The organism is Sphingobium sp. SJ10-10 (assembly GCF_036038995.2).
Taxonomy (GTDB): Bacteria; Pseudomonadota; Alphaproteobacteria; order Sphingomonadales; family Sphingomonadaceae; genus Sphingobium.
Genome location: NZ_CP158132.1, coordinates 694,893 through 713,034, shown reverse-complemented (window position 1 = coordinate 713,034; position 18,142 = coordinate 694,893). Strand labels below are relative to the sequence as shown.

The window sequence follows — 18,142 nt, the reverse complement described above, 5'->3', positions numbered from 1 at the left end:
CCGGCGCTCGCACGCGGCGGGCCAGAGAGGAAAAGCCATGGAAGCCTTTATCTATGATGCCGTCAGGACGCCCCGGGGCCGGGGCAAGGCCGACGGGTCGCTGCACGAGATCACCCCCATCCAACTGGCGACGCAGATGCTGGAAGCGGTGCGCGACCGGACGGAGATCGACACCGCAGACGTCGATGACGTCATTCTGGGCTGCGTCAGCCCGGTGGGCGAACAGGGTGCCGACATTGCGCGCGTCGCGGTGCTGAACGCCGATTATGCGCAGACCGTGCCGGGCGTGCAGGTCAACCGTTTCTGCGCTTCGGGGCTGGAGGCCGTGAACATGGCCGCCGCGAAGGTCTATTCGGGTGAGGCCGGTCTCGCCATCGGCGGCGGCGTCGAGTCGATGAGCCGGGTGCCCATGGCCTCGGACGGCGGCGCCTGGGCGATGGATCCGGCGGTCGCCTACAAGACCTATTTCGCGCCGCAGGGCATCGGCGCCGACGTGATCGCCACCAAGTTCGGCATCAGCCGCGACGATGTCGACGCCTATGCCGTGGAAAGCCAGAAGCGCGCCAAGGCCGCCTGGGACGAGAAGCGCTTCGCCAGATCGATCGTGCCGGTGAAGGATATCATCGGGCAGGTCGTCCTCGACCATGACGAGCATATGCGGCCGGATGCGACGATGCAGTCCCTGGCCGCGCTCAAGCCGAGCTTCACGGCGCTGGGTGAGGACATGCCGGGCTTCGACACCATCGCCCTCCTCCGCTATCCCGAACTGGAAAAGGTCAATCATGTCCACCATGCCGGCAACAGCAGCGGCATTGTCGACGGCGCCGCGGCGGTGCTGGTCGGCAATCGGGAGATGGGCGAGAAATATGGGCTGAAACCCCGCGCCCGGATCAAGGCCATGGCCTCCATCGGGTCGGAGCCGCTGATCATGCTGACCGGGCCGGAATTCGTCGCGGGCAAGCTGCTGAACCGGGCGGGCATGAGCAAATCCGACATCGACCTGTGGGAACTGAACGAAGCCTTCGCCAGCGTCGTGCTGCGTTACATGCAGGCGATGGACCTCGACCATGGCAAGATCAACGTCAATGGCGGCGCGATCGCCATGGGCCATCCGCTGGGCGCGACCGGCGCGATGGTGCTCGGCACGGCGCTGGATGAGCTGGAACGCACCGGCAAGGGCACGGCGCTCATCAACCTGTGCGTCGGCGCCGGCATGGGCACCGGCATCATCATCGAGCGCGTTTGAGCGGGCTGGAGCGGCGATCTGATTGAATCAGATCGCCGCTCCAGGTCTTTTGTTTTCCGCGATTTCTTAACCAGCGATCGGTTCCGATCGCTTGGAAATCGCTCCAGGAGAGATTATCATGAACACGATCCGCTTCGACATCGACGCCGACGGCGTCGCCACGCTGATCATCGACGTGCCCGATCAGTCGATGAACGTCATCGGCCCGGATTTCCTGGCCGATCTGGATGCGGCGATCACGCGCATTTCTTCCGAGGACGCCATCAAGGGCGCGGTCATTGCATCGGGCAAGGACAGCGGCTTCATGGCGGGCATGGACCTTAAATATTTCGGCTCCATGCTGGTGAGCGAAAATGGCCAAAAGGACAATGCGCACCCCTCCCCCGCCGAAATATTCGACAAGGTTTTCGTGCTGAACCAGTTGTTCCGCAGGCTCGAAACCTGCGGCAAGCCGGTCGCCTGCGCCATTGAGGGCACCTGTGTCGGCGGCGGGTTCGAACTGGCGCTGGCCTGTCATAGGCGGATCGTGGGCGACAGCCCCAAGACCCAGCTTGGCCTGCCCGAAATCCTGATCGGCCTGTTCCCCGGCGGCGGCGGTTCGCAGCGTCTGCCGCGCATCATGGGCGTGCAGGCGTCGCTCATGTACATGTTGCAGGGCAAGCTGTTCCGCCCGGCCGAAGCCGCGATGATGAAGGTCGTGGACGAGGTGGTGCCGCAGGGAACCGCCGTGGCGAAGGCTAGGGAGTGGGTGAAGGCCAATCCGTCTGCCTCCGTGCAACCATGGGACCAGAAGGGCTTCAAATTCCCCGGTGGCGCGGGCGGGTTCAATCCGGCCTTCGTGCAGACCATGGCGGGCGCGCTACCGATGACGCTCAAGCAGACGCAGCGGAACATGAACGCGCCGATCGCGCTGCTCTCGGCGGTCTATGAGGGCGCTTTCCTGCCCATCGACCGGGCGATCCGGGTCGAGAGCAAATATTTCGCCAAGGTCGCCGCCGATCCACAGGCGGCGAACATGATCCGCAGCCTGTTCGTCAACAAGCAGGCGGCGGAACGCGGTGCGCGGCGGCCCAAGGGTGAGGCCAAGGCACCGACCAAGAAGCTCGCCATGCTGGGCGCGGGCATGATGGGCGCGGGCATCGCCACCGTGGCGGCGCAAGCGGGCATCGAGGTCGTTCTGTTCGACCGCGATCAGGCCTATGCCGAAAAGGGCAAGGCGCATGTCGAGGACGTGCTGAAGAAGCGGCTGGGCAAGGGCATGACGCCGGAGAAGATGGCGGAGACGCTGGCCCGCGTGACGCCGACGACCGACTATGCCGCGCTGGCTGGAGCGGACTTCGTGATCGAGGCGGTGTTCGAGGATGTCGCCATCAAGGCCGAGGTGACCAAGAAAGTCGAGGAAGTGCTGGGCGCGGACACGATCTTCGGGTCCAACACCTCCACCTTGCCGATCACCAAACTCGCCAAGGCGTGGAGCAAGCCGGAGAATTTCATCGGCATCCACTTCTTCTCGCCGGTCGAGAAAATGCCGCTGGTCGAGATCATCCTCGGCAAGCAAACCGGGCCTGCGGCGATCGCCAAGGCGCTGGATTTCGTGAGCCAGATCAAGAAGACGCCCATCGTCGTCAATGATTCGCGTGGCTTCTATACTTCGCGCTGCTTCGGCACCTATGTGCAGGAAGGCGTGGAGATGGTGGCGGAGGGGATCAACCCCGCACTTATCGAAAATGCCGGGCGGCAATTGGGGATGCCGGTGGGGCCGCTGGCCGTAGGCGATGAGGTGTCCATCGAACTGGGCCACAAGATCGTTGTCGCCGCGCAGAAGGAACTGGGCGACGCCTATGTCGCGCAGCCGTCCGACGCGGTGATGGCGCGGATGGTCGAGCTGGGACGCCTTGGCCGCAAGAGCGCCAAGGGCTGGTACGACTATCCCGAAGGCGGAAAGAAGCATCTGTGGCCGGGGCTGGAGGAGATGTTCCCCCGCGCCGCCGTGCAGCCCGATGTCGAGGAGGTGAAGGAGCGGCTGCTTTATCGCCAGCTCGTCGAATGCGCCCGATGCTTCGAGGAAGGCGTGCTGGAGACGCCGGAGGATGGCGATATCGGCGCGATCTTCGGCTGGGGCTTCGCGCCCTATACCGGCGGGCCGTTCAGCCATATGGACACGGTCGGCATCGGTCATGTGGTGGCCGTGCTGGAGCGGCTGGCGGCAACGCATGGCGACCGTTTCGCGCCGACCGTGCAGTTGCAGGACATGGCGGCGAGCGGCGCGACTTTCTATCGCCCCGTTTCGTCCCGCGCCGCGGCATGAATGGGGTGTAAATCGTTGGATTAGTGGTTTAGGCCTTCCCGAACATTTCCGGGGAGGCCTTTTTTTTGAGAAGCGCCCTTCGAAAAAAGTTAACGCGCTCCTGCGAAGGCAGGAGCACGTTGCAGCTAAGACAGACAGGGCGAAATATATGAGCGAAAAGCCGACGGTTCTGGTGACGGGTGGGGCCGGCTATATTGGCAGCCACGCCGTTCTGGCGCTGCGGGATGCGGGCTATGGCGTCGTGGTGATCGACAATCTGGTGACGGGCTTTCGCTGGGCGGTGCCGGACGATGTGGCGTTCGTTCAGGGCGATATTGCCGATCAGCCATTGGTGCAACAGACTTTGCGCGACCATGGGGTGAAGGCCGTCATGCATTTCGCCGGATCGGTGGTGGTGCCGGAATCGGTCGAGAATCCGCTGAAATATTATCATAACAACAGCGCCAAGACCCGCGACCTGATCGAGAGCGTCGTGACGGTCGGCGTGCCGCATTTCATCTTTTCCTCGACAGCGGCGACCTATGGCATTCCGGAAGAAAGCCCGGTCAGGGAAACGACGCCGCAGCGGCCGATCAATCCCTATGGCATGTCGAAGCTGATGACCGAATATATGCTGCGCGACGTGAGCGCGGCGCATGCGATGAATTTCTGCGCGCTGCGTTATTTCAACGTGGCGGGCGCCGATCCGGCGGGGCGGACCGGGCAGTCGACGGCGGGGGCGACGCATCTGATCAAGGTCGCGGTCGAGGCCGCATTGGGCAAGCGGAGCCATGTTTCGGTGTTCGGCGCCGACTTCGACACGCCCGATGGAACCGGCGTGCGCGACTATATCCATGTCACCGATCTGGCGGCGGCCCATGTGCTGGCGCTGGAGGCGCTGATGGCGAAGCCGGAGCAGAATTATCTGCTCAATTGCGGCTATGGGCGCGGTTTTTCCGTGCTGGAGGTGCTGGACGCGGTGGACCGGGTGACGAACCTCAGAATCGACCGGCGGATGGAAGGGCGGCGCGCGGGCGATCCGGATGCGCTGATCTCCGACAATCGGGCGATCATGGCGGAATTTCCCTGGAAGCCGCAATATGCCGATCTGGACCAGATCGTGACCCACGCCCTCGCCTGGGAACGCAAGCTGACGGAGATTCGGGGCGAATGAGCGCGGAGTCCGTTCGGGCCTTTTTCTCCACCCATGCGCCGGATGTCGCCATCATCGACCAGGGGGTGAGCACCGCCACGGTCAATGAGGCCGCGGAGGCTTTGGGCGTGGTTCCCGCCCGGATCGCCAAGACCCTGTCGCTGCGTGTAGGGGATGAGGTCGCGCTGGTGGTGGCGCGGGGCGATGCGCGGTTGCATAATGGCAAGGCCAAGGCCGCGCTGGGAGCCAAGCCGCGCATGCTGGGGCTGAAGGAGGTCGAGGGATTGACGGGCCATCCGGTCGGGGGCGTGTGCCCCTTTGGGTTGGCGGCGCCGCTGCCCGTCTATTGCGACGTGTCGTTGCGCGATTTCGACACCGTGTTTCCGGCGGCGGGATCGCGGACGACTTCGGTGGAACTGACGCCGGAGCGGCTGGCCGAACTGACCTGCGCGCGGTGGATCGATATTTGCACCCTTCCGGAAGGGAATTAAACGCTCATGCCTACCGAACATCTTTTCGTCGATGGCGCGCTGGCGGCGGCGGACATGGCGCGGCGGATCGCCATGATCCTGGGCGATGCCATCGCGGCGCGGGGCGTGGCGACGATCGCGCTTTCGGGCGGGCGGTCGCCAAGGCCCGTTCTGGAGGCGCTATCGGGCGTGGCGCTCGATTGGGACAAGGTGATCGTGACGCTGGTCGATGAGCGATGGGTCGCGCCCGACCATGCCGACAGCAATGAGCGGTTGGTTCGCGAAACGCTGTTGCAGGGGAAGGCTGCGGCGGCGCGCTTCGTGCCGATGAAGAATGACGCGGCGGACGCCTATGCCGGGCAGGCCGGATGCGAGGCGGCTTTTGCCGCCCTGCCCTGGCCGCTCGACATCGTGCTGCTGGGCATGGGCGAGGATGGGCATACCGCCTCGCTGTTCCCAGCGGCGAAGGAACTGGCCGAGGGGCTTTCGACCGAAGCCTTGACGCTGGCGGTCACGCCGCCTGCCGCGCCGCATCAGCGCATGTCGATGAGCGCCGCCGCGATCCTGGCGAGCAGGCATGTGTTCCTGCAAATCGGCGGGGCGGCGAAGAAGGCGGTTTATGATCGGGCGCTGGCGGATGGGCCTGTCGAGGAACTGCCGATCCGGGTGGCGCTTTGCCAGCATGCGGTGTCGGTCGAGGTCTGGATTTCGGAGTGAGCTTTCAATCGCGGGGTTTGTGTTTCGAGAAAAGATAGCGCCATACGCCGACCAGATTGATCGCAAGCAGCGCGACGTTCTGAAAGCCTATGCCCTCGCTGTCCCCGGCGAGGAAACCCCAGCCGATCAGCGCGATCGAGGATGTCACGAACAGCACGAACGCCCAGCCGGTGATGCGGCGGCCCAGGTTCAGCGATACGATCAGGGCGGCGATGGTGGCGGCGGCGGCGCCATAATATTGCAGCGCGTCGAGCATGGTTTCGTTCACGTCTTTCCCAACGCGGCGATTGTGACAAGGTTGCGGGGCGGGTAAGAGGCGGCGCATGGTTGCCAAGATCGATCCTTTTCACGCCATCGCCATCAGCCGGGAAGCGCACAAGCTGGAGGCCGAGGGGCGATCCATCCTGCATATGGAGTTCGGCCAGCCTTCGACCGGGGCGCCGTCCGCCGCCATTGCCGAGGCCCATGCCGTGCTGGACAGCGACCCCATGGGCTATTGGGAAAGTCCGGCGCTGAAGGAACGGATCGCGCTGCATTATCGCGAACGCTATGGCGTGGCAGTGGAGGCGGAGCAGATATTGCTCACCTGCGGCGCGTCGCCGGGGCTGGTGCTGGCGCTGACCAGCCTGTTCGAGCCGGGAGCCAAAGTGGCGACGGCGCGGCCGGGCTATGTGGCGTATCGCAACACGCTGAAGGCGCTTTATCTGGAACCGCTGGAGGTCGATTGCGGGCCGGCGGAGCGCTATCAGATCAGTGCGGCGGCGCTGGAGGCTTTGGAGCCGGCGCCCGACGGCGCGATCATCGCCAGCCCGGCCAACCCCACCGGGACCATCATTCCGGCGGAGGAAATGGCGCGAATCGCGGAAGTTTGCCGGGCACGCGGCATCAGCATCGTGTCGGACGAGATTTATCATGGCCTGAGTTACGGCGAGCCGGCGCGGTCGATGCTGGAATTCGCGCCGGACGCGGTCATCGTGAACAGCTTTTCCAAATATTTTTCCATGGCCGGGTGGCGGCTGGGCTGGGTGGTGTTTCCACCGGAGCTGATCGACACGGCGCGGGCGCGGATGGGCAATTTGTTCCTGACGCCGCCTTCCCTTGCGCAGCATGCGGGGCTGAAAGCCTTTGATTGCATCGATGAGCTGGAGCGGCATGTCGCAACCTACCGGCGGAATCGGGAGCTGCTGCTGGCCGCCCTGCCCGCGCTGGGATTGAAGGAGATCGCGCCGCCGGATGGTGCCTTCTACATCTATGCGGATGTGGGGCACCTGACCAATGATAGCCTGTCCTTCTGTCAGAGGCTGCTCCGCGAAACCGGCGTGGCGACGGCGCCGGGGATCGATTTCGATCCGGTCGACGGGCACCGGCACATCCGTTTCAGCTTCGCCGTTTCGACCGATCGGGTGGAGGACGCCATTGCCCGCATGATTCCCTGGTTCGATGCGCAAGGCACGGCAAGAGATTGATCCATTCCCAATAAGAATGAAAATTTCTCTGGTATAATAATGATTTGCGGTTAATCGCTGCGGCGCGACCCGAAGCTTTTACATTGTGAAAGCTCACCTGCCCGGCAGCCTTGGCTGTCGGGCTCTTTTTGCTCGCCAGTGCGCAAAACAACGAACCCTTTAGGGTTCGCAAGGCCGAACGGCCGCCCGAGCTTATGCGAGGATAGCCAAGCCGACGGATGTCGGCGCCTGAGGCCTAAAAAATATGGTGCGGGCGGTCGGAATCGAACCGACACTCCTTTCGGAACCGGATTTTGAGTCCGGCGCGTCTACCAGTTTCACCACGCCCGCGTGCCCTTTACCGCGTTTTCTTAAGCCGGAAGATGATTCCATCTTCCTTGAAAACGTCAGGGTGGAGCGCCAATGGCAAAAACGGCGGCCAGCGTCCAGCCAAAAATCAACGGCTTCATCTTCTCGCGGTTGCGAGATGCAGCCCGCAGCGATAGCCTGCTTGCGTAACGAGTGCCGCAGGGTATAAAGGCGGCATCGTGCAGACCTGAAAACATCGGACAACCGGCCCAATTGCATTGGACCGGCCTGTCCGGTTCTTTGTCACCGCGATTTCCGGCCAGCGGGCATCCGCCCTCTTGGAAATCGCTCAAGCGGAAAAGGGACAACCTTTGACCGAACCGTCTGCCACGTTCCTGTTGTTCGGCGCCACCGGCGATCTGGCCCACAGGATGATCTTCCCCTCGCTCTACAATCTGCTTGCCGATGGCCTGCTGCCGCAAGATTTCCTGATTATCGCGTCAGGACGCTCCGAATTCACCGACGAGCAGTTCCGCGCCGATATCGACAAGGCCTTGCGAAAATTCCTCGCCGCCGACCGCTATGATGCCGACATGGCCGAGCGGCTGTGCGGCATCATCGTCTATCAGCCGGTCGAGGCGGGCAACGCCACGCAGTTCAAGGCGCTGGCGGAGCGGCTGGATGGCCGACTCGACAAGGGCGTGTCCGTCTATCTTTCGACGCCCCCTTCCCTGTTCGCGCCGACAGCCCAAGGCCTGGCCGAAGCGGGCCTGATCACGCCCAAGACGCGAATCGCGATGGAAAAGCCGATCGGGAAAGATCTGGTCTCTTCCAAGGAAGTGAACGACGGCATCGGCGCGCTGTTCGCGGAGGACCAGATTTTCCGCGTCGACCATTATCTGGGCAAGGAAACCGTCCAGAATCTGCTGGCCCTGCGCTTCGGCAATGTGATGTTCGAGCCGCTGTGGAACGCGACCGCCATCGACCATGTGCAGATCACCGTGGGCGAGACGGTCGGGCTGGAAGGCCGCGTATCCTATTATGACGGCGTCGGCGCGCTGCGTGACATGGTGCAGAACCACGTCCTCCAGATCCTGTCGATCATCGCGATGGAGCCGCCCGCGCGGATGGACCCGACCTCCGTGCGCGACGAAAAGGTGAAGGCGCTGCGATCCCTGCGCCCGATGACGGCGGAGACCGTGAAGACGCATAGCGTGCGCGGCCAATATACGCCGGGTGCGGTCGGCGGGCAGATCGTGACCGGCTATGCCGACGAACTGGGCAAGCCGTCCGAAACCGAAACCTTCGTGGCGCTGAAAGCCTATATCGACAATTGGCGCTGGCAGGGCGTGCCCTTCTACCTGCGGACCGGCAAGCGGCTGCCCGCGCGCCAGTCGGAGATTTTGATCCAGTTCAAGCCGGTGCGGCATTCCATATTCGGGCGAAATGGCGGGTCGGGGCTGGAGCCGAATACGCTCATCATCCGCCTGCAACCGGAAGAATTTATCCGCCTGCTCATCATGAGCAAAAGACCGGGGCTGGAGCGCGACGTGCATCTGGAGGAGGTGACGCTGGACGTGTCGCTGACCGCCGCCTTTGCCGGGCAGCGCCGCCGCATCGCCTATGAGCGACTGATCCTCGATCTGCTGGCGGGCGACGCCACTCTGTTCGTGCGCCGCGACGAGGTCGAAGCGCAATGGACCTGGATCGATTCGATCATCGAGGGGTGGAAACAGGCGGGCGTGAAGCCTTCGCCCTATTCTTCAGGGAACTGGGGGCCGTCCTCAGCCATTGCCCTTATCGAACGTGACGGAGCAAGCTGGAATGACTGATCTTCATCCGGTGATCGCCAAGGTCACCGAACGCATCGTGAAGCGCAGCGCCGCTTCACGTCTCAAATATCTGAGCCTGATCGAGCGCGGGCGGGACGCGGGGACCAACCGCGATCAGCTTTCGTGCGGGAACCTTGCCCATGGCTTTGCCGCGAGCGGCGAAGACAAGGCTGTCATCCGCACCGGCGCGGCGATGAATTTCGGCATCGTCACCGCCTATAACGACATGCTTTCGGCCCATCAGCCCTATGGCCGCTATCCGGAGCAGGTCAAGCTGGCGGCGCGCGAGGTCGGCTGCACCGCGCAGGTCGCGGGCGGCGTACCGGCGATGTGCGACGGCGTGACCCAGGGTCAGGCGGGCATGGACCTGTCGCTTTTTTCCCGCGACACCATTGCCTTGTCGACGGCGGTTTCGCTGTCCCACGCGATGTTCGAGGGCGCGCTGCTGCTGGGCATTTGCGACAAGATCGTGCCGGGGCTGCTGATCGGCGCGCTGCGTTTCGGGCATCTGCCGACCATCCTGATCCCCGCCGGGCCGATGCCTTCGGGCCTCGCCAACAAGGAGAAGGTGCGCATCCGCCAGCTCTATGCCGAGGGCAAGGTGGGCAAGGAGGAACTGCTGGAATCGGAGAGCGCCAGCTATCATGGCGCGGGCACCTGCACCTTCTACGGCACGGCCAACAGCAACCAGATGATGATGGAGATGATGGGGCTGCACATGCCCGCCGCCTCCTTCGTGCATCCGGGCACGAAGTTGCGGCAGGAACTGACGCGGGCGGCGGTGCATCAGCTTTCGCGCATCGGCTGGAACGGCGATGACTATCGGCCTTTGGGGCATTGCGTCGATGAGAAGGCGATCGTCAACGCGATCATCGGCCTGATGGCGACCGGCGGGTCGACCAACCATGCCATCCACCTGCCCGCCATTGCGCGGGCGGCGGGCATCCATATCGACTGGACCGATTTCGCGGAGATTTCCGATGTCGTGCCGCTGCTGGCGCGGGTCTATCCCAACGGTTCGGGCGACGTGAACAATTTCCATGCGGCGGGTGGCGTGAGCTATGTGATCCGGGAATTGCTGGGCAACGGCTTGCTACATGGCGACATTCCGACCGTGGCTCGCCGGGGGCTGGCCGATTATGGGCTGGAGCCGGTGCTGGAAAATGACGCGCTGGTCTGGAAGGACGTGCCGGAATCGCGGGATCGGGCGATCCTGCGTCCCGTGTCCGATCCGTTCAGCGCGGATGGGGGCATGAAGCTGCTTTCCGGCAATCTGGGCCGCTGCGTCATAAAGGTGAGCGCGGTCGACAAGGAACGCTGGACCATAGAGGCGCCAGCGGCGGTGTTCCACGATCAGGACGATGTGCTGCGCGCCTTCAAGGCGGGCGAGCTGGAGCGCGATGTCGTCGTCGTGGTGCGGTTCCAGGGGCCGCGTGCCAATGGCATGCCGGAATTGCACAAGCTGACCCCGGCGCTGGGCGTGTTGCAGGATCGTGGGTTCCGCGTGGCGCTGGTCACTGACGGGCGCATGTCGGGCGCGTCGGGCAAGGTGCCCGCGGCGATTCATTTGTCGCCCGAGGCTTTGGGCGGTGGTCCCATCGGCAAGCTACGCGATGGCGATGTCGTTCGGGTCTGCGCGGAGACGGGAGAGATCACGGCGCTGGTCGACGCGGCGGAGTGGGACGTGCGGGAGGTTCCAACGCCCCCCCCTGCTCCCTATGACACCGGCCGCGAGTTGTTCGCTCTGTTCCGCCATCATAGCGACCTAGCGGAAAGCGGCGCCTCGCCCATTCTCGCGGCGATGGAAACCGAACTGTGACGCAGTGGTTGTACCCCATTTTGGTCATTCCCGCGAAGGCGGGAATCCATCTCCCGACTTAGCAGTTGGGACAATGGCAGGAGATGGATCCCCGCCTTCGCGGGGATGACGAATCTATATACCCAAGGTACCAAATATGACCGAAATCATCGCAGCCGATATCGGCGGCACCAACGCCCGTTTCGCCCGCGCAAAGCTGGATGCGCGGGGTGTGCCGACGCTCGGCAAGGTGCGCAAATATAAGGTTGCGGATTATCCCAGCCTTCAGGCCTGCTGGGCCGCGTTCGTCGAGGATGAAGGGGGTAAATTGCCCACCTCCGCCTCGATCGCCTTCGCCACTGCCATCGGGCGCGAGGTCATCAAGCTGACCAACAGCGCCTGGGTGATCCGGCCCGATACGCTGGACGAGGAACTGGGCCTCAAGCATTTGCGGCTGGTCAACGATTTCGAGGCGGTGGCCCATGCCGTGGCGCGTCTGCCGCAGGAAAATCTGCCGTTGCTGTTCGGGGAGGACAAGCCCTTCCCGCGTGACGGCGGGGTGACGATATTGGGGCCGGGCACAGGGCTGGGCGTCGCGATGATCGCCTTCGACGATGGGCAGCCGCATGTCATCGCCACCGAGGGCGGGCATCTGGACTTCGCGCCGCTCGATCCGTTGGAGGAGAAGATCCTCGCCTATCTGCGCGACAAATTCCTGCGCGTGTCTACCGAGCGGATCGTGTCGGGGCCGGGCCTCAACAATATCTACAAGGCGATGGCGACCATCGGCCATGATCGGGTCGTGCTGATGGAAGATGCCGAGCTTTGGCAGGCGGCCATAGACGGCACGGACGAATTTGCGCGGGCGGCGTTCGACCGTTTCTGCATGTCCTATGGTTCGGTCGCGGGCGACCTGGCGCTGGCGCAGGGGCCGCATGCGGTGGTCCTGGCGGGCGGGCTGACGCAGCGGATGCGCGGATTGCTGCCGCAGAGCGGATTCCATCAGCGCTTCACCGCCAAGGGGCGGTTCGAGAGCCTGATGAAAGCCGTGCCGATCCGCCTCGCATTGCACGACGAAATCGGGCTGTACGGGGCCGCCGCGGCCTTTCGGGAGAAGAAATAATGTCCTTGAGCGTGGAACAGGTGATGGAACTGGCGCCGGTGATCCCGGTGCTGGTGATCGACCGGGTCGAGGATGCGTTGCCGATTGCGCAGGCGCTGGTGAAGGGCGGCCTGCCCGCGCTGGAAGTGACGTTGCGGACGCCGGCTGCTCTGGATGTGATCCGGGAAATGGCGAAGGTCGAGGGCGCGGTCGTGGGTGCGGGGACCGTGCTCAATCCGGCGCAACTGGATGCCGCGATGGAGGCGGGGGCGCGCTTCATCGTCAGTCCCGGTCTCACTGAACCATTGGGCAAGGCGGCGATTGCGGCGGGGATTCCCTTCCTGCCCGGCACCGCGACGGCGGGCGACATCATGCGCGGGCTGGATATGGGCCTGTCGCATTTCAAATTCTTTCCGGCGGAAACTTCTGGCGGCTTGCCTGCGCTCAAGGCTCTGGCGGCACCGCTGCATAGCGCGCGCTTCTGCCCGACCGGCGGGATCACGGCGGAAAGCGCGCCGAAATGGCTGGCCGAGCCCTTCATCAAATGCGTCGGCGGCAGTTGGGTCGTGCCCAAGGGGCCGGTCAATCCGATGAAGATCGAGGCGCTCGCCCGCGAAGCCGCATCGCTTCCGCGCTAAGCTTGCCTCCGCGCCAACGCCATCCTAGATGCGTTTCATGAACCTGCGTCGGCTGCTTCCATCCCTGGCCCTGTTCCTGTCCGGTTGCGCCAGCACCTTTCAGGGCTATCCTTCACTCGCCAAGCGGGCGATCGAGGGTGCGCCCATTGCCGAGGCGGCGCCCCAACCCTCTCCGGTCGCGCCGGAACCGGAGCTGGTCCAGAATGTGGAGCGGCTGACGGCGCAGGCTCAGACGGGCGGGTCGGCTTTCGACAAGGCCTGGCCCGCGGCGGACAGGGCGACGCGGGCGGCTTCCGGATCGGCGGTTTCCAGCGAGGCCTGGGTGGCGGCGCAGACGGCGTTGAGCGCGCTCGAATCGGCGCGCAACGACAGCGTGTCGGCGCTGGCGAGTCTGGACGTGCTCTATGTCGAGCGCAGCAATGCGGTGTCCGAAGGCAAGGCCAGCGGCGGGATCGAGGCGATCGATGCTGCGCGCGGGGTGGCGCTGGCGATCGTCGACGGGCAGAATGACCGGCTGGACGTGCTCAAGGGCCGGTTGGCTCAGCCTTGATCCTGAGCATTTCGCATTTCCTGCTCCTGCCTTCGCAGGAGCAGGATTCATATAAACCTTAGGCTGCTTCAATCCGACGCGAACGCCGCCTTGACCGCGCCCTTATGCGCCTTGCCGTTATGGACATAATGTTCGACGCCTTCGCGCATGTCGATCAGCACTTCGTCGGATAGGTCACGCATATATTTGGCGGGGCGGCCTGCCCAAAGCTGGCGGTGCGGCACCGTCTTCCCCGGCGAAAGCAGCGCGCCCGCCGCGAGCATGGCGTCGCTTTCCACCGTGCACCCGCTCATGACGATGGCGCCCAGGCCCACGAAAGCCCGGTCCTTCAGGATACAGCCATGGACCATCGCCATATGGCCGATCAGCACATCTTCCCCGATGACGGTCGGCCAGCCTTCGGACGGGCGGCCGTCGATATGGTCGCCGGGGCTGTCGCAATGGACCACCGTGCCGTCCTGGATATTCGTCCGCGCGCCGATATGGATGAAATTCACATCCGCCCGGATCACGCAATTATACCAGATGCTGACATCGGGACCGATCTCCACATCCCCGATGATCCGGCAGCCGGGCGCGATGAAGGCGCTGGGGTGGATCTTCGGCGTCTTGCCGTTGAAGGGGATGATGGAGGCTTCGGGGTGATCGGTCATTTCAGGCTCCCAGCAGGCGAGCGGCGTGAAGCGCGTGATAGGTGAGAACGCCCGAGCAACCGGCCCGCTTGAACGCCATCAGCGTTTCCAGCACCAGCGCGTCGCGATCCCCCGCCCCTACGGCGGCGGCTGCCTCCAGCATCGCATATTCGCCCGACACCTGATAGGCGAAGACGGGCACTTCGAACCGATCCTTCACTCGGGCGATGATGTCGAGATAGGGCAGGCCCGGCTTCACCATCACGCTGTCCGCGCCTTCCGCAATGTCTAGGGCGACTTCGCGCAGCGCTTCCTCGCTGTTGGCGGGGTCCATCTGATAGGTTTTCTTATTGCCTTTCAGGAGGCCGCTGGAGCCGACGGCATCGCGGAACGGGCCGTAAAAGGCGCTCGCATATTTGGCGGCATAGGCCATGATCTGCACATTGGCATGGCCTTCCTCCTCCAGCGCCTCGCGGATGGCCCCCACACGACCATCCATCATATCGCTGGGCGCGATGATGTCCGCGCCCGCCGCCGCCTGATTGAGCGACTGGCCGATCAGCACGTCGATGGTGGCGTCGTTGACGACATAGCCCGCTTCATCCAGCAGGCCGTCCTGGCCATGGGCGGTATAGGGATCGAGCGCCACGTCGGTCAGAATGCCGATCTCCGGCACTGCGTCCTTGATCGCCCGGATGGCCCGGCACATCAGATTATCGGGATTGAGCGCCTCTTCACCATCGTCGCTGCGCCGTTCGGGCTGGGTGTTGGGAAAGAGGGCGAGGCAGGGAATGCCCGCCGCCTGCGCTTCCCGTGCGCGTTCCACCATCAGGTCCACCGACCAGCGGGAGACGCCGGGGAGCGACTTGATGGGTTCTTCCACCCCCTGCCCTTCGGTGACGAACAGCGGCCAGATGAAGTCGCTGGGGCTGAGGCGATTTTCGGCGTGCATCGCCCGGCTCCAGGCCGAGGCGCGGGTGCGGCGCAGGCGAAGCGCCGGATAGGAGGCGTGAGTCATGGCCGGCTGTGTAGGCCGCCCGGACGGGGGGATCAAGGTTCCGGCGATGCGACCGCTATGATAGGGCGCGGGCATGCGTGCCATCCATCATATCGCGATCATCTGTTCCGACTATGCGCGGTCCAGAGCCTTTTATGTCGACATTCTGGGCTTTGGCGTGATCCGCGAAGTGTGGCGCGACGAGCGGCAATCGTGGAAATGCGATCTGGACGCGGGCAATGCCCAGATCGAACTTTTCTCCTTTCCCGCGCCCCCGCCCCGTCCGACCCGGCCGGAAGCCTGCGGCCTGCGTCACCTCGCCTTCACGGTCGACGATCTGGACGGGGAAGTCGCGCGGCTGGCGGCGGCGGGGATCGCCTGCGAGGAGGTCCGGATCGATCCTTACACCGGACAGCGCTTCACCTTTTTCGCTGATCCGGACGGGCTGCCGCTGGAATTTTATGAGGCATGATCCCTATTGGGCTCAGATCCTATTTCACAAAGCGGCGGAAGAAGCTGTCCCCGTTCCATTGCGGCCGTCCCGGCGCATTGGCGACGCGCAGAGTCACGGCGGCGACATAGTCGTTGAGCTTCACCGATTCCGCCGGCATCACCGGCTGGTTCGCATCGTCCCTGGGCGAATGGTAGATATTGGCGCGCCAGGCCTTTTCAACCGCCGCCTCCGGCGTGTCCGCCTTGAAGCCATATTTGAAGAATAGCGCGGGGATGCCCGTGCGGATGAAGCTATATTGGTCGGAGCGGATGAAGACGTTCCGGTCAGGGAAGGGATCGGGCGTGATCGGCAGATTCATCTGCGCGCTCACCGCTTCGGCATCCTTCCCCAAGCTGCTCTGGTCGTAGCCGATGGGCGTCACGCTGGTCAGCGGGAAGATCGGCAACGCCATGTCGAAATTCAGGTCCGCCACCATCGCCTTGTGCGGCACGGTCGGCCGCCGGGCGAAATAGGTGGAGCCTAGCAGCCCCTTTTCCTCCGCCGTCACGAAGGCGAACAGGATCGATCGCCTGGGCTTCGCCTTGCTCTCGCGCAGGGTGCGGGCGATTTCGAGCAGGCTGGCCACGCCGGAGGCATTGTCGATGGCGCCATTATAGATCGCATCGCCCTTGATCGGCGTGCCGACGCCATAGCCGTCGAGATGGGCGGACAGGACGACATATTCCTTTCGCAGCGCCGGGTCCGTTCCCGGCATGAGCGCGATGATGTTGGGCGACGAGATGTCCGCGCGTTTGGCCGCCACCTTCGCGTCCAGTCGCCGGGCAAGCGGGAAAGAAGGCATGGGCACGGATTTGTCGGCAGCGGCGGCGATCTCCGTGAAATCATGACCGGAGCCTGCGAAGAGCAGCGCGGATTTGGCGGGATCGAACTGCGCGCTCAGGAAAGGCGCAGCGGTCTCTCGCAAGGCCTGGTCGCGGAAGAACAGAGCGGGCTGACTGGCCAGGCCCATGCGGCGATCCCAGGGAATCTCGACCTGCTTGGGCGTGACCAACTGGATCAGGCCGAGCGCGCCCTGTTTGGCCAGCCATGCGGCGCGTTCCGAGCGTGCATGGGATTTGAGCGCGCCGGAAATGGTCGAGGGGCCGCCGGAAACGACCACCACCATCTTGCCCTTGATATCCAGCCCGGCGAAATCGTCATGATTCACTTCGGGCAGATGCAGTCCATAGCCCGCAAAGACCAGCGGCGCGCTGACGGTTGGCGGAACGGGGCCGCCGCCGCCCGAGAAAATGATGTCGGCGGGCACGGCAAGCGCCGTTTCGCCCTCCGCGCCGGTCAGGCTGGCGCTGCTGTCCTGCGACAGGATTACCTGCTCCGTGAAGGCGATCGGCTGTTTATAGCCATGCGTGCCCGCGGGCTGGAGGCCGAGCGCCTGAAGCTGAGCGATCACATAGTCGGCTGCCTTGTCATAGCCCGGTTTGCCGGTCCCTCGTCCTTCATAAGCGTCGCCGGCAAGGGTGCGGACGTGGCTCCACCAGGCTTCCGCCCTATTGTCAGGTGCCGCCAGGGCCGTCGTGCTGATCAAACCCAGGAGAAGTCCGGAAAACAGTTTGCGCATCAGCCACATGCCCTCTTTTGGAAACCTGACGATCTTGCCCGATCCGGTGCGACGAACAAGGGGGCTTGGAACCGCTACGGCCTATTCGTATCAAGATCGCGATAGAGGTTGGGAGACCGTCATGCCGCTTCCCCGTTTTCTTGTTCTTCTGACCGTGACGATGGCGGGATTGGCGGCTCCCGCAGGGGCGGCGACGCGGGGCTTCACCCTCTCCAGCTTCGATGCGATCCGGGTGGATGCTCCGATAGAGGTCGTGATTACCACCGGCGCCGGAGCTTCGGCGCGGGCGGAGGGGGATCAGGCGGTGCTGGACCGGCTGAAGCTCGACCTGTCGGGACGCCTGCTGGCGGTGACGATGGAGCGGGCGCAGCCGGGCGAGAAATCCGGCGGGCGGGCGGTGCTGCGGCTGTCGACCGGCGATCTGGGCCGCGTCGTGCTGACCGGGGGTGGATCGGTTTCGATCAGCCGGATGAAGGGGTTGCGCGGGGAGATCGTGTTGGGCGGCAATGGCGACATTAGCGTGGCGGCGGTGGATCTGGAGCAGCTCCATCTGGGCGTGGCGGGGGCCGGACGGGCGAATCTGGCCGGGCGGGTCGGTGTCGCGACCGTGCGGGTCACTGGTCCGGGAGCGGTGGCGGCGGAGGGACTGCGGGCGCGGCAGGCCGTGGTGGCGAATGACGGGCCGGGGAATGTGGCGCTGACGGCGGAGGTGACCGCCAAGGTGACGGCTTCCGGGTCGGGCGACGTGACGGTGGCGGGAAAAGCGGCGTGCAGCGTCGACAATCGCGGGACGGGGCGGATCAGTTGTGGGGGGGCGGCTTATTAGGATGGGAGTGAAGGCAGGCCGCTTCAATATATCTGGTTAGGCAAGTCTTTACTTCGCATACGTTACGA

Annotated in this window: 17 protein-coding genes and 1 tRNA gene; 13 read left to right on the top strand and 5 right to left on the bottom strand. The window is 64.2% G+C overall.

Going from position 1 to position 18,142, the window contains the following annotated elements; all coding sequences use genetic code 11:
• The first annotated feature begins 37 nt into the window (after positions 1 to 37).
• The 5 genes from VVT58_RS03410 (at position 38) to pgl (ending at position 5,873) form a co-directional block, all read left to right on the top strand.
• Positions 38 to 1,246: an acetyl-CoA C-acetyltransferase gene (locus VVT58_RS03410; protein ID WP_327754187.1), complete on the top strand. Its 1,209-nt coding sequence runs from the start codon at positions 38 to 40 to the stop codon at positions 1,244 to 1,246.
• A 118-nt stretch (positions 1,247 to 1,364) separates the two neighbouring features.
• Positions 1,365 to 3,554 carry a 3-hydroxyacyl-CoA dehydrogenase NAD-binding domain-containing protein gene (locus VVT58_RS03405; RefSeq protein ID WP_327754189.1) on the top strand — a complete coding sequence of 730 codons (2,190 nt, stop codon included), beginning with the start codon at positions 1,365 to 1,367 and terminating at the stop codon, positions 3,552 to 3,554.
• Positions 3,555 to 3,702: 148 nt separating this feature from the next.
• A complete protein-coding gene (galE, locus tag VVT58_RS03400; RefSeq protein WP_327754190.1) occupies positions 3,703 to 4,707 on the top strand; it encodes a UDP-glucose 4-epimerase GalE in 1,005 nt (334 codons plus the stop codon).
• Positions 4,704 to 5,177: a YbaK/EbsC family protein gene (locus tag VVT58_RS03395; protein ID WP_327754191.1), complete on the top strand. Its 474-nt coding sequence runs from the start codon at positions 4,704 to 4,706 to the stop codon at positions 5,175 to 5,177. The genes galE and VVT58_RS03395 overlap by 4 nt, the downstream gene beginning before the upstream one ends.
• A 6-nt stretch (positions 5,178 to 5,183) precedes the next feature.
• Positions 5,184 to 5,873, top strand: coding sequence for a 6-phosphogluconolactonase (gene pgl / locus VVT58_RS03390; protein ID WP_327754192.1), 690 nt, complete (start codon positions 5,184 to 5,186; stop codon positions 5,871 to 5,873).
• Between the two features lie 4 nt (positions 5,874 to 5,877).
• On the opposite strand, the gene VVT58_RS03385 is transcribed toward pgl, so the two are convergent.
• Positions 5,878 to 6,141: a hypothetical protein gene (locus VVT58_RS03385; RefSeq protein ID WP_327754193.1), complete on the bottom strand. Its 264-nt coding sequence runs from the start codon at positions 6,139 to 6,141 to the stop codon at positions 5,878 to 5,880.
• 55 nt (positions 6,142 to 6,196) lie between these two features.
• On the opposite strand from VVT58_RS03385, the gene VVT58_RS03380 reads away from it, so the two are divergent.
• Positions 6,197 to 7,339, top strand: a complete 1,143-nt coding sequence (locus VVT58_RS03380; protein ID WP_327754194.1) for an aminotransferase class I/II-fold pyridoxal phosphate-dependent enzyme — start codon at positions 6,197 to 6,199, stop codon at positions 7,337 to 7,339.
• 245 nt (positions 7,340 to 7,584) lie between these two features.
• On the opposite strand, the gene VVT58_RS03375 is transcribed toward VVT58_RS03380, so the two are convergent.
• Positions 7,585 to 7,669, bottom strand: a tRNA-Leu gene (locus VVT58_RS03375).
• 329 nt (positions 7,670 to 7,998) lie between these two features.
• On the opposite strand from VVT58_RS03375, the gene zwf reads away from it, so the two are divergent.
• The 5 genes from zwf (at position 7,999) to VVT58_RS03350 (ending at position 13,547) form a co-directional block, all read left to right on the top strand.
• Positions 7,999 to 9,459: a glucose-6-phosphate dehydrogenase gene (zwf, locus tag VVT58_RS03370; protein WP_327754195.1), complete on the top strand. Its 1,461-nt coding sequence runs from the start codon at positions 7,999 to 8,001 to the stop codon at positions 9,457 to 9,459.
• Positions 9,452 to 11,278 (top strand): phosphogluconate dehydratase, encoded by a 1,827-nt coding sequence (gene edd, locus VVT58_RS03365; RefSeq protein ID WP_327754196.1) that lies wholly within the window; start codon positions 9,452 to 9,454, stop codon positions 11,276 to 11,278. The genes zwf and edd overlap by 8 nt, the downstream gene beginning before the upstream one ends.
• A gap of 136 nt (positions 11,279 to 11,414) precedes the next feature.
• Complete coding sequence (gene glk / locus VVT58_RS03360; protein WP_327754197.1) at positions 11,415 to 12,380, top strand: glucokinase; 966 nt, start codon at positions 11,415 to 11,417, stop codon at positions 12,378 to 12,380.
• Entirely contained in the window at positions 12,380 to 12,997 is a 618-nt protein-coding gene (gene eda, locus VVT58_RS03355) for a bifunctional 4-hydroxy-2-oxoglutarate aldolase/2-dehydro-3-deoxy-phosphogluconate aldolase (RefSeq protein ID WP_327754198.1), read from the top strand. Before glk ends, eda begins: the two co-directional genes overlap by 1 nt.
• 37 nt (positions 12,998 to 13,034) lie before the next feature.
• The gene (locus VVT58_RS03350; protein WP_066561815.1) at positions 13,035 to 13,547 is read left to right on the top strand and encodes a hypothetical protein; all 513 of its coding nucleotides are present in this window, start codon (positions 13,035 to 13,037) and stop codon (positions 13,545 to 13,547) included.
• A gap of 68 nt (positions 13,548 to 13,615) precedes the next feature.
• On the opposite strand, the gene VVT58_RS03345 is transcribed toward VVT58_RS03350, so the two are convergent.
• Both VVT58_RS03345 and hemB read right to left on the bottom strand, forming a co-directional pair.
• Positions 13,616 to 14,200: a gamma carbonic anhydrase family protein gene (locus VVT58_RS03345; RefSeq protein ID WP_066558262.1), complete on the bottom strand. Its 585-nt coding sequence runs from the start codon at positions 14,198 to 14,200 to the stop codon at positions 13,616 to 13,618.
• Position 14,201: 1 nt separating this feature from the next.
• The gene (gene hemB, locus VVT58_RS03340) at positions 14,202 to 15,197 is read right to left on the bottom strand and encodes a porphobilinogen synthase (RefSeq protein ID WP_327754279.1); all 996 of its coding nucleotides are present in this window, start codon (positions 15,195 to 15,197) and stop codon (positions 14,202 to 14,204) included.
• Positions 15,198 to 15,270: 73 nt separating this feature from the next.
• Here hemB and VVT58_RS03335 point away from each other — a divergent pair, with 73 nt between their 5' ends.
• Positions 15,271 to 15,648: a VOC family protein gene (locus VVT58_RS03335; protein ID WP_066558271.1), complete on the top strand. Its 378-nt coding sequence runs from the start codon at positions 15,271 to 15,273 to the stop codon at positions 15,646 to 15,648.
• A gap of 19 nt (positions 15,649 to 15,667) precedes the next feature.
• On the opposite strand, the gene VVT58_RS03330 is transcribed toward VVT58_RS03335, so the two are convergent.
• The gene (locus VVT58_RS03330; protein ID WP_327754199.1) at positions 15,668 to 17,248 is read right to left on the bottom strand and encodes a M28 family metallopeptidase; all 1,581 of its coding nucleotides are present in this window, start codon (positions 17,246 to 17,248) and stop codon (positions 15,668 to 15,670) included.
• Between the two features lie 121 nt (positions 17,249 to 17,369).
• Between VVT58_RS03330 and VVT58_RS03325 the strand changes: the two genes are divergently transcribed.
• Positions 17,370 to 18,074 carry a GIN domain-containing protein gene (locus tag VVT58_RS03325; protein ID WP_327754200.1) on the top strand — a complete coding sequence of 235 codons (705 nt, stop codon included), beginning with the start codon at positions 17,370 to 17,372 and terminating at the stop codon, positions 18,072 to 18,074.
• The last annotated feature ends 68 nt before the right edge of the window (positions 18,075 to 18,142 follow it).

What these genes read in the sequence shown, in the direction of transcription:
- galE (WP_327754190.1), top strand. Translation starts at nt 3,703, where the DNA reads ATGAGCGAAAAGCCGACGGTTCTGGTGACGGGTGGGGCCGGCTATATT.
- edd (WP_327754196.1), top strand. Translation starts at nt 9,452, where the DNA reads ATGACTGATCTTCATCCGGTGATCGCCAAGGTCACCGAACGCATCGTG.
- VVT58_RS03410 (WP_327754187.1), top strand. Translation starts at nt 38, where the DNA reads ATGGAAGCCTTTATCTATGATGCCGTCAGGACGCCCCGGGGCCGGGGC.
- hemB (WP_327754279.1), bottom strand. Translation starts at nt 15,197, where the DNA reads ATGACTCACGCCTCCTATCCGGCGCTTCGCCTGCGCCGCACCCGCGCC.
- VVT58_RS03380 (WP_327754194.1), top strand. Translation starts at nt 6,197, where the DNA reads ATGGTTGCCAAGATCGATCCTTTTCACGCCATCGCCATCAGCCGGGAA.
- VVT58_RS03330 (WP_327754199.1), bottom strand. Translation starts at nt 17,248, where the DNA reads ATGCGCAAACTGTTTTCCGGACTTCTCCTGGGTTTGATCAGCACGACG.
- glk (WP_327754197.1), top strand. Translation starts at nt 11,415, where the DNA reads ATGACCGAAATCATCGCAGCCGATATCGGCGGCACCAACGCCCGTTTC.
- VVT58_RS03335 (WP_066558271.1), top strand. Translation starts at nt 15,271, where the DNA reads ATGCGTGCCATCCATCATATCGCGATCATCTGTTCCGACTATGCGCGG.
- VVT58_RS03345 (WP_066558262.1), bottom strand. Translation starts at nt 14,200, where the DNA reads ATGACCGATCACCCCGAAGCCTCCATCATCCCCTTCAACGGCAAGACG.
- VVT58_RS03395 (WP_327754191.1), top strand. Translation starts at nt 4,704, where the DNA reads ATGAGCGCGGAGTCCGTTCGGGCCTTTTTCTCCACCCATGCGCCGGAT.
- VVT58_RS03405 (WP_327754189.1), top strand. Translation starts at nt 1,365, where the DNA reads ATGAACACGATCCGCTTCGACATCGACGCCGACGGCGTCGCCACGCTG.
- VVT58_RS03325 (WP_327754200.1), top strand. Translation starts at nt 17,370, where the DNA reads ATGCCGCTTCCCCGTTTTCTTGTTCTTCTGACCGTGACGATGGCGGGA.
- VVT58_RS03350 (WP_066561815.1), top strand. Translation starts at nt 13,035, where the DNA reads ATGAACCTGCGTCGGCTGCTTCCATCCCTGGCCCTGTTCCTGTCCGGT.
- eda (WP_327754198.1), top strand. Translation starts at nt 12,380, where the DNA reads ATGTCCTTGAGCGTGGAACAGGTGATGGAACTGGCGCCGGTGATCCCG.
- pgl (WP_327754192.1), top strand. Translation starts at nt 5,184, where the DNA reads ATGCCTACCGAACATCTTTTCGTCGATGGCGCGCTGGCGGCGGCGGAC.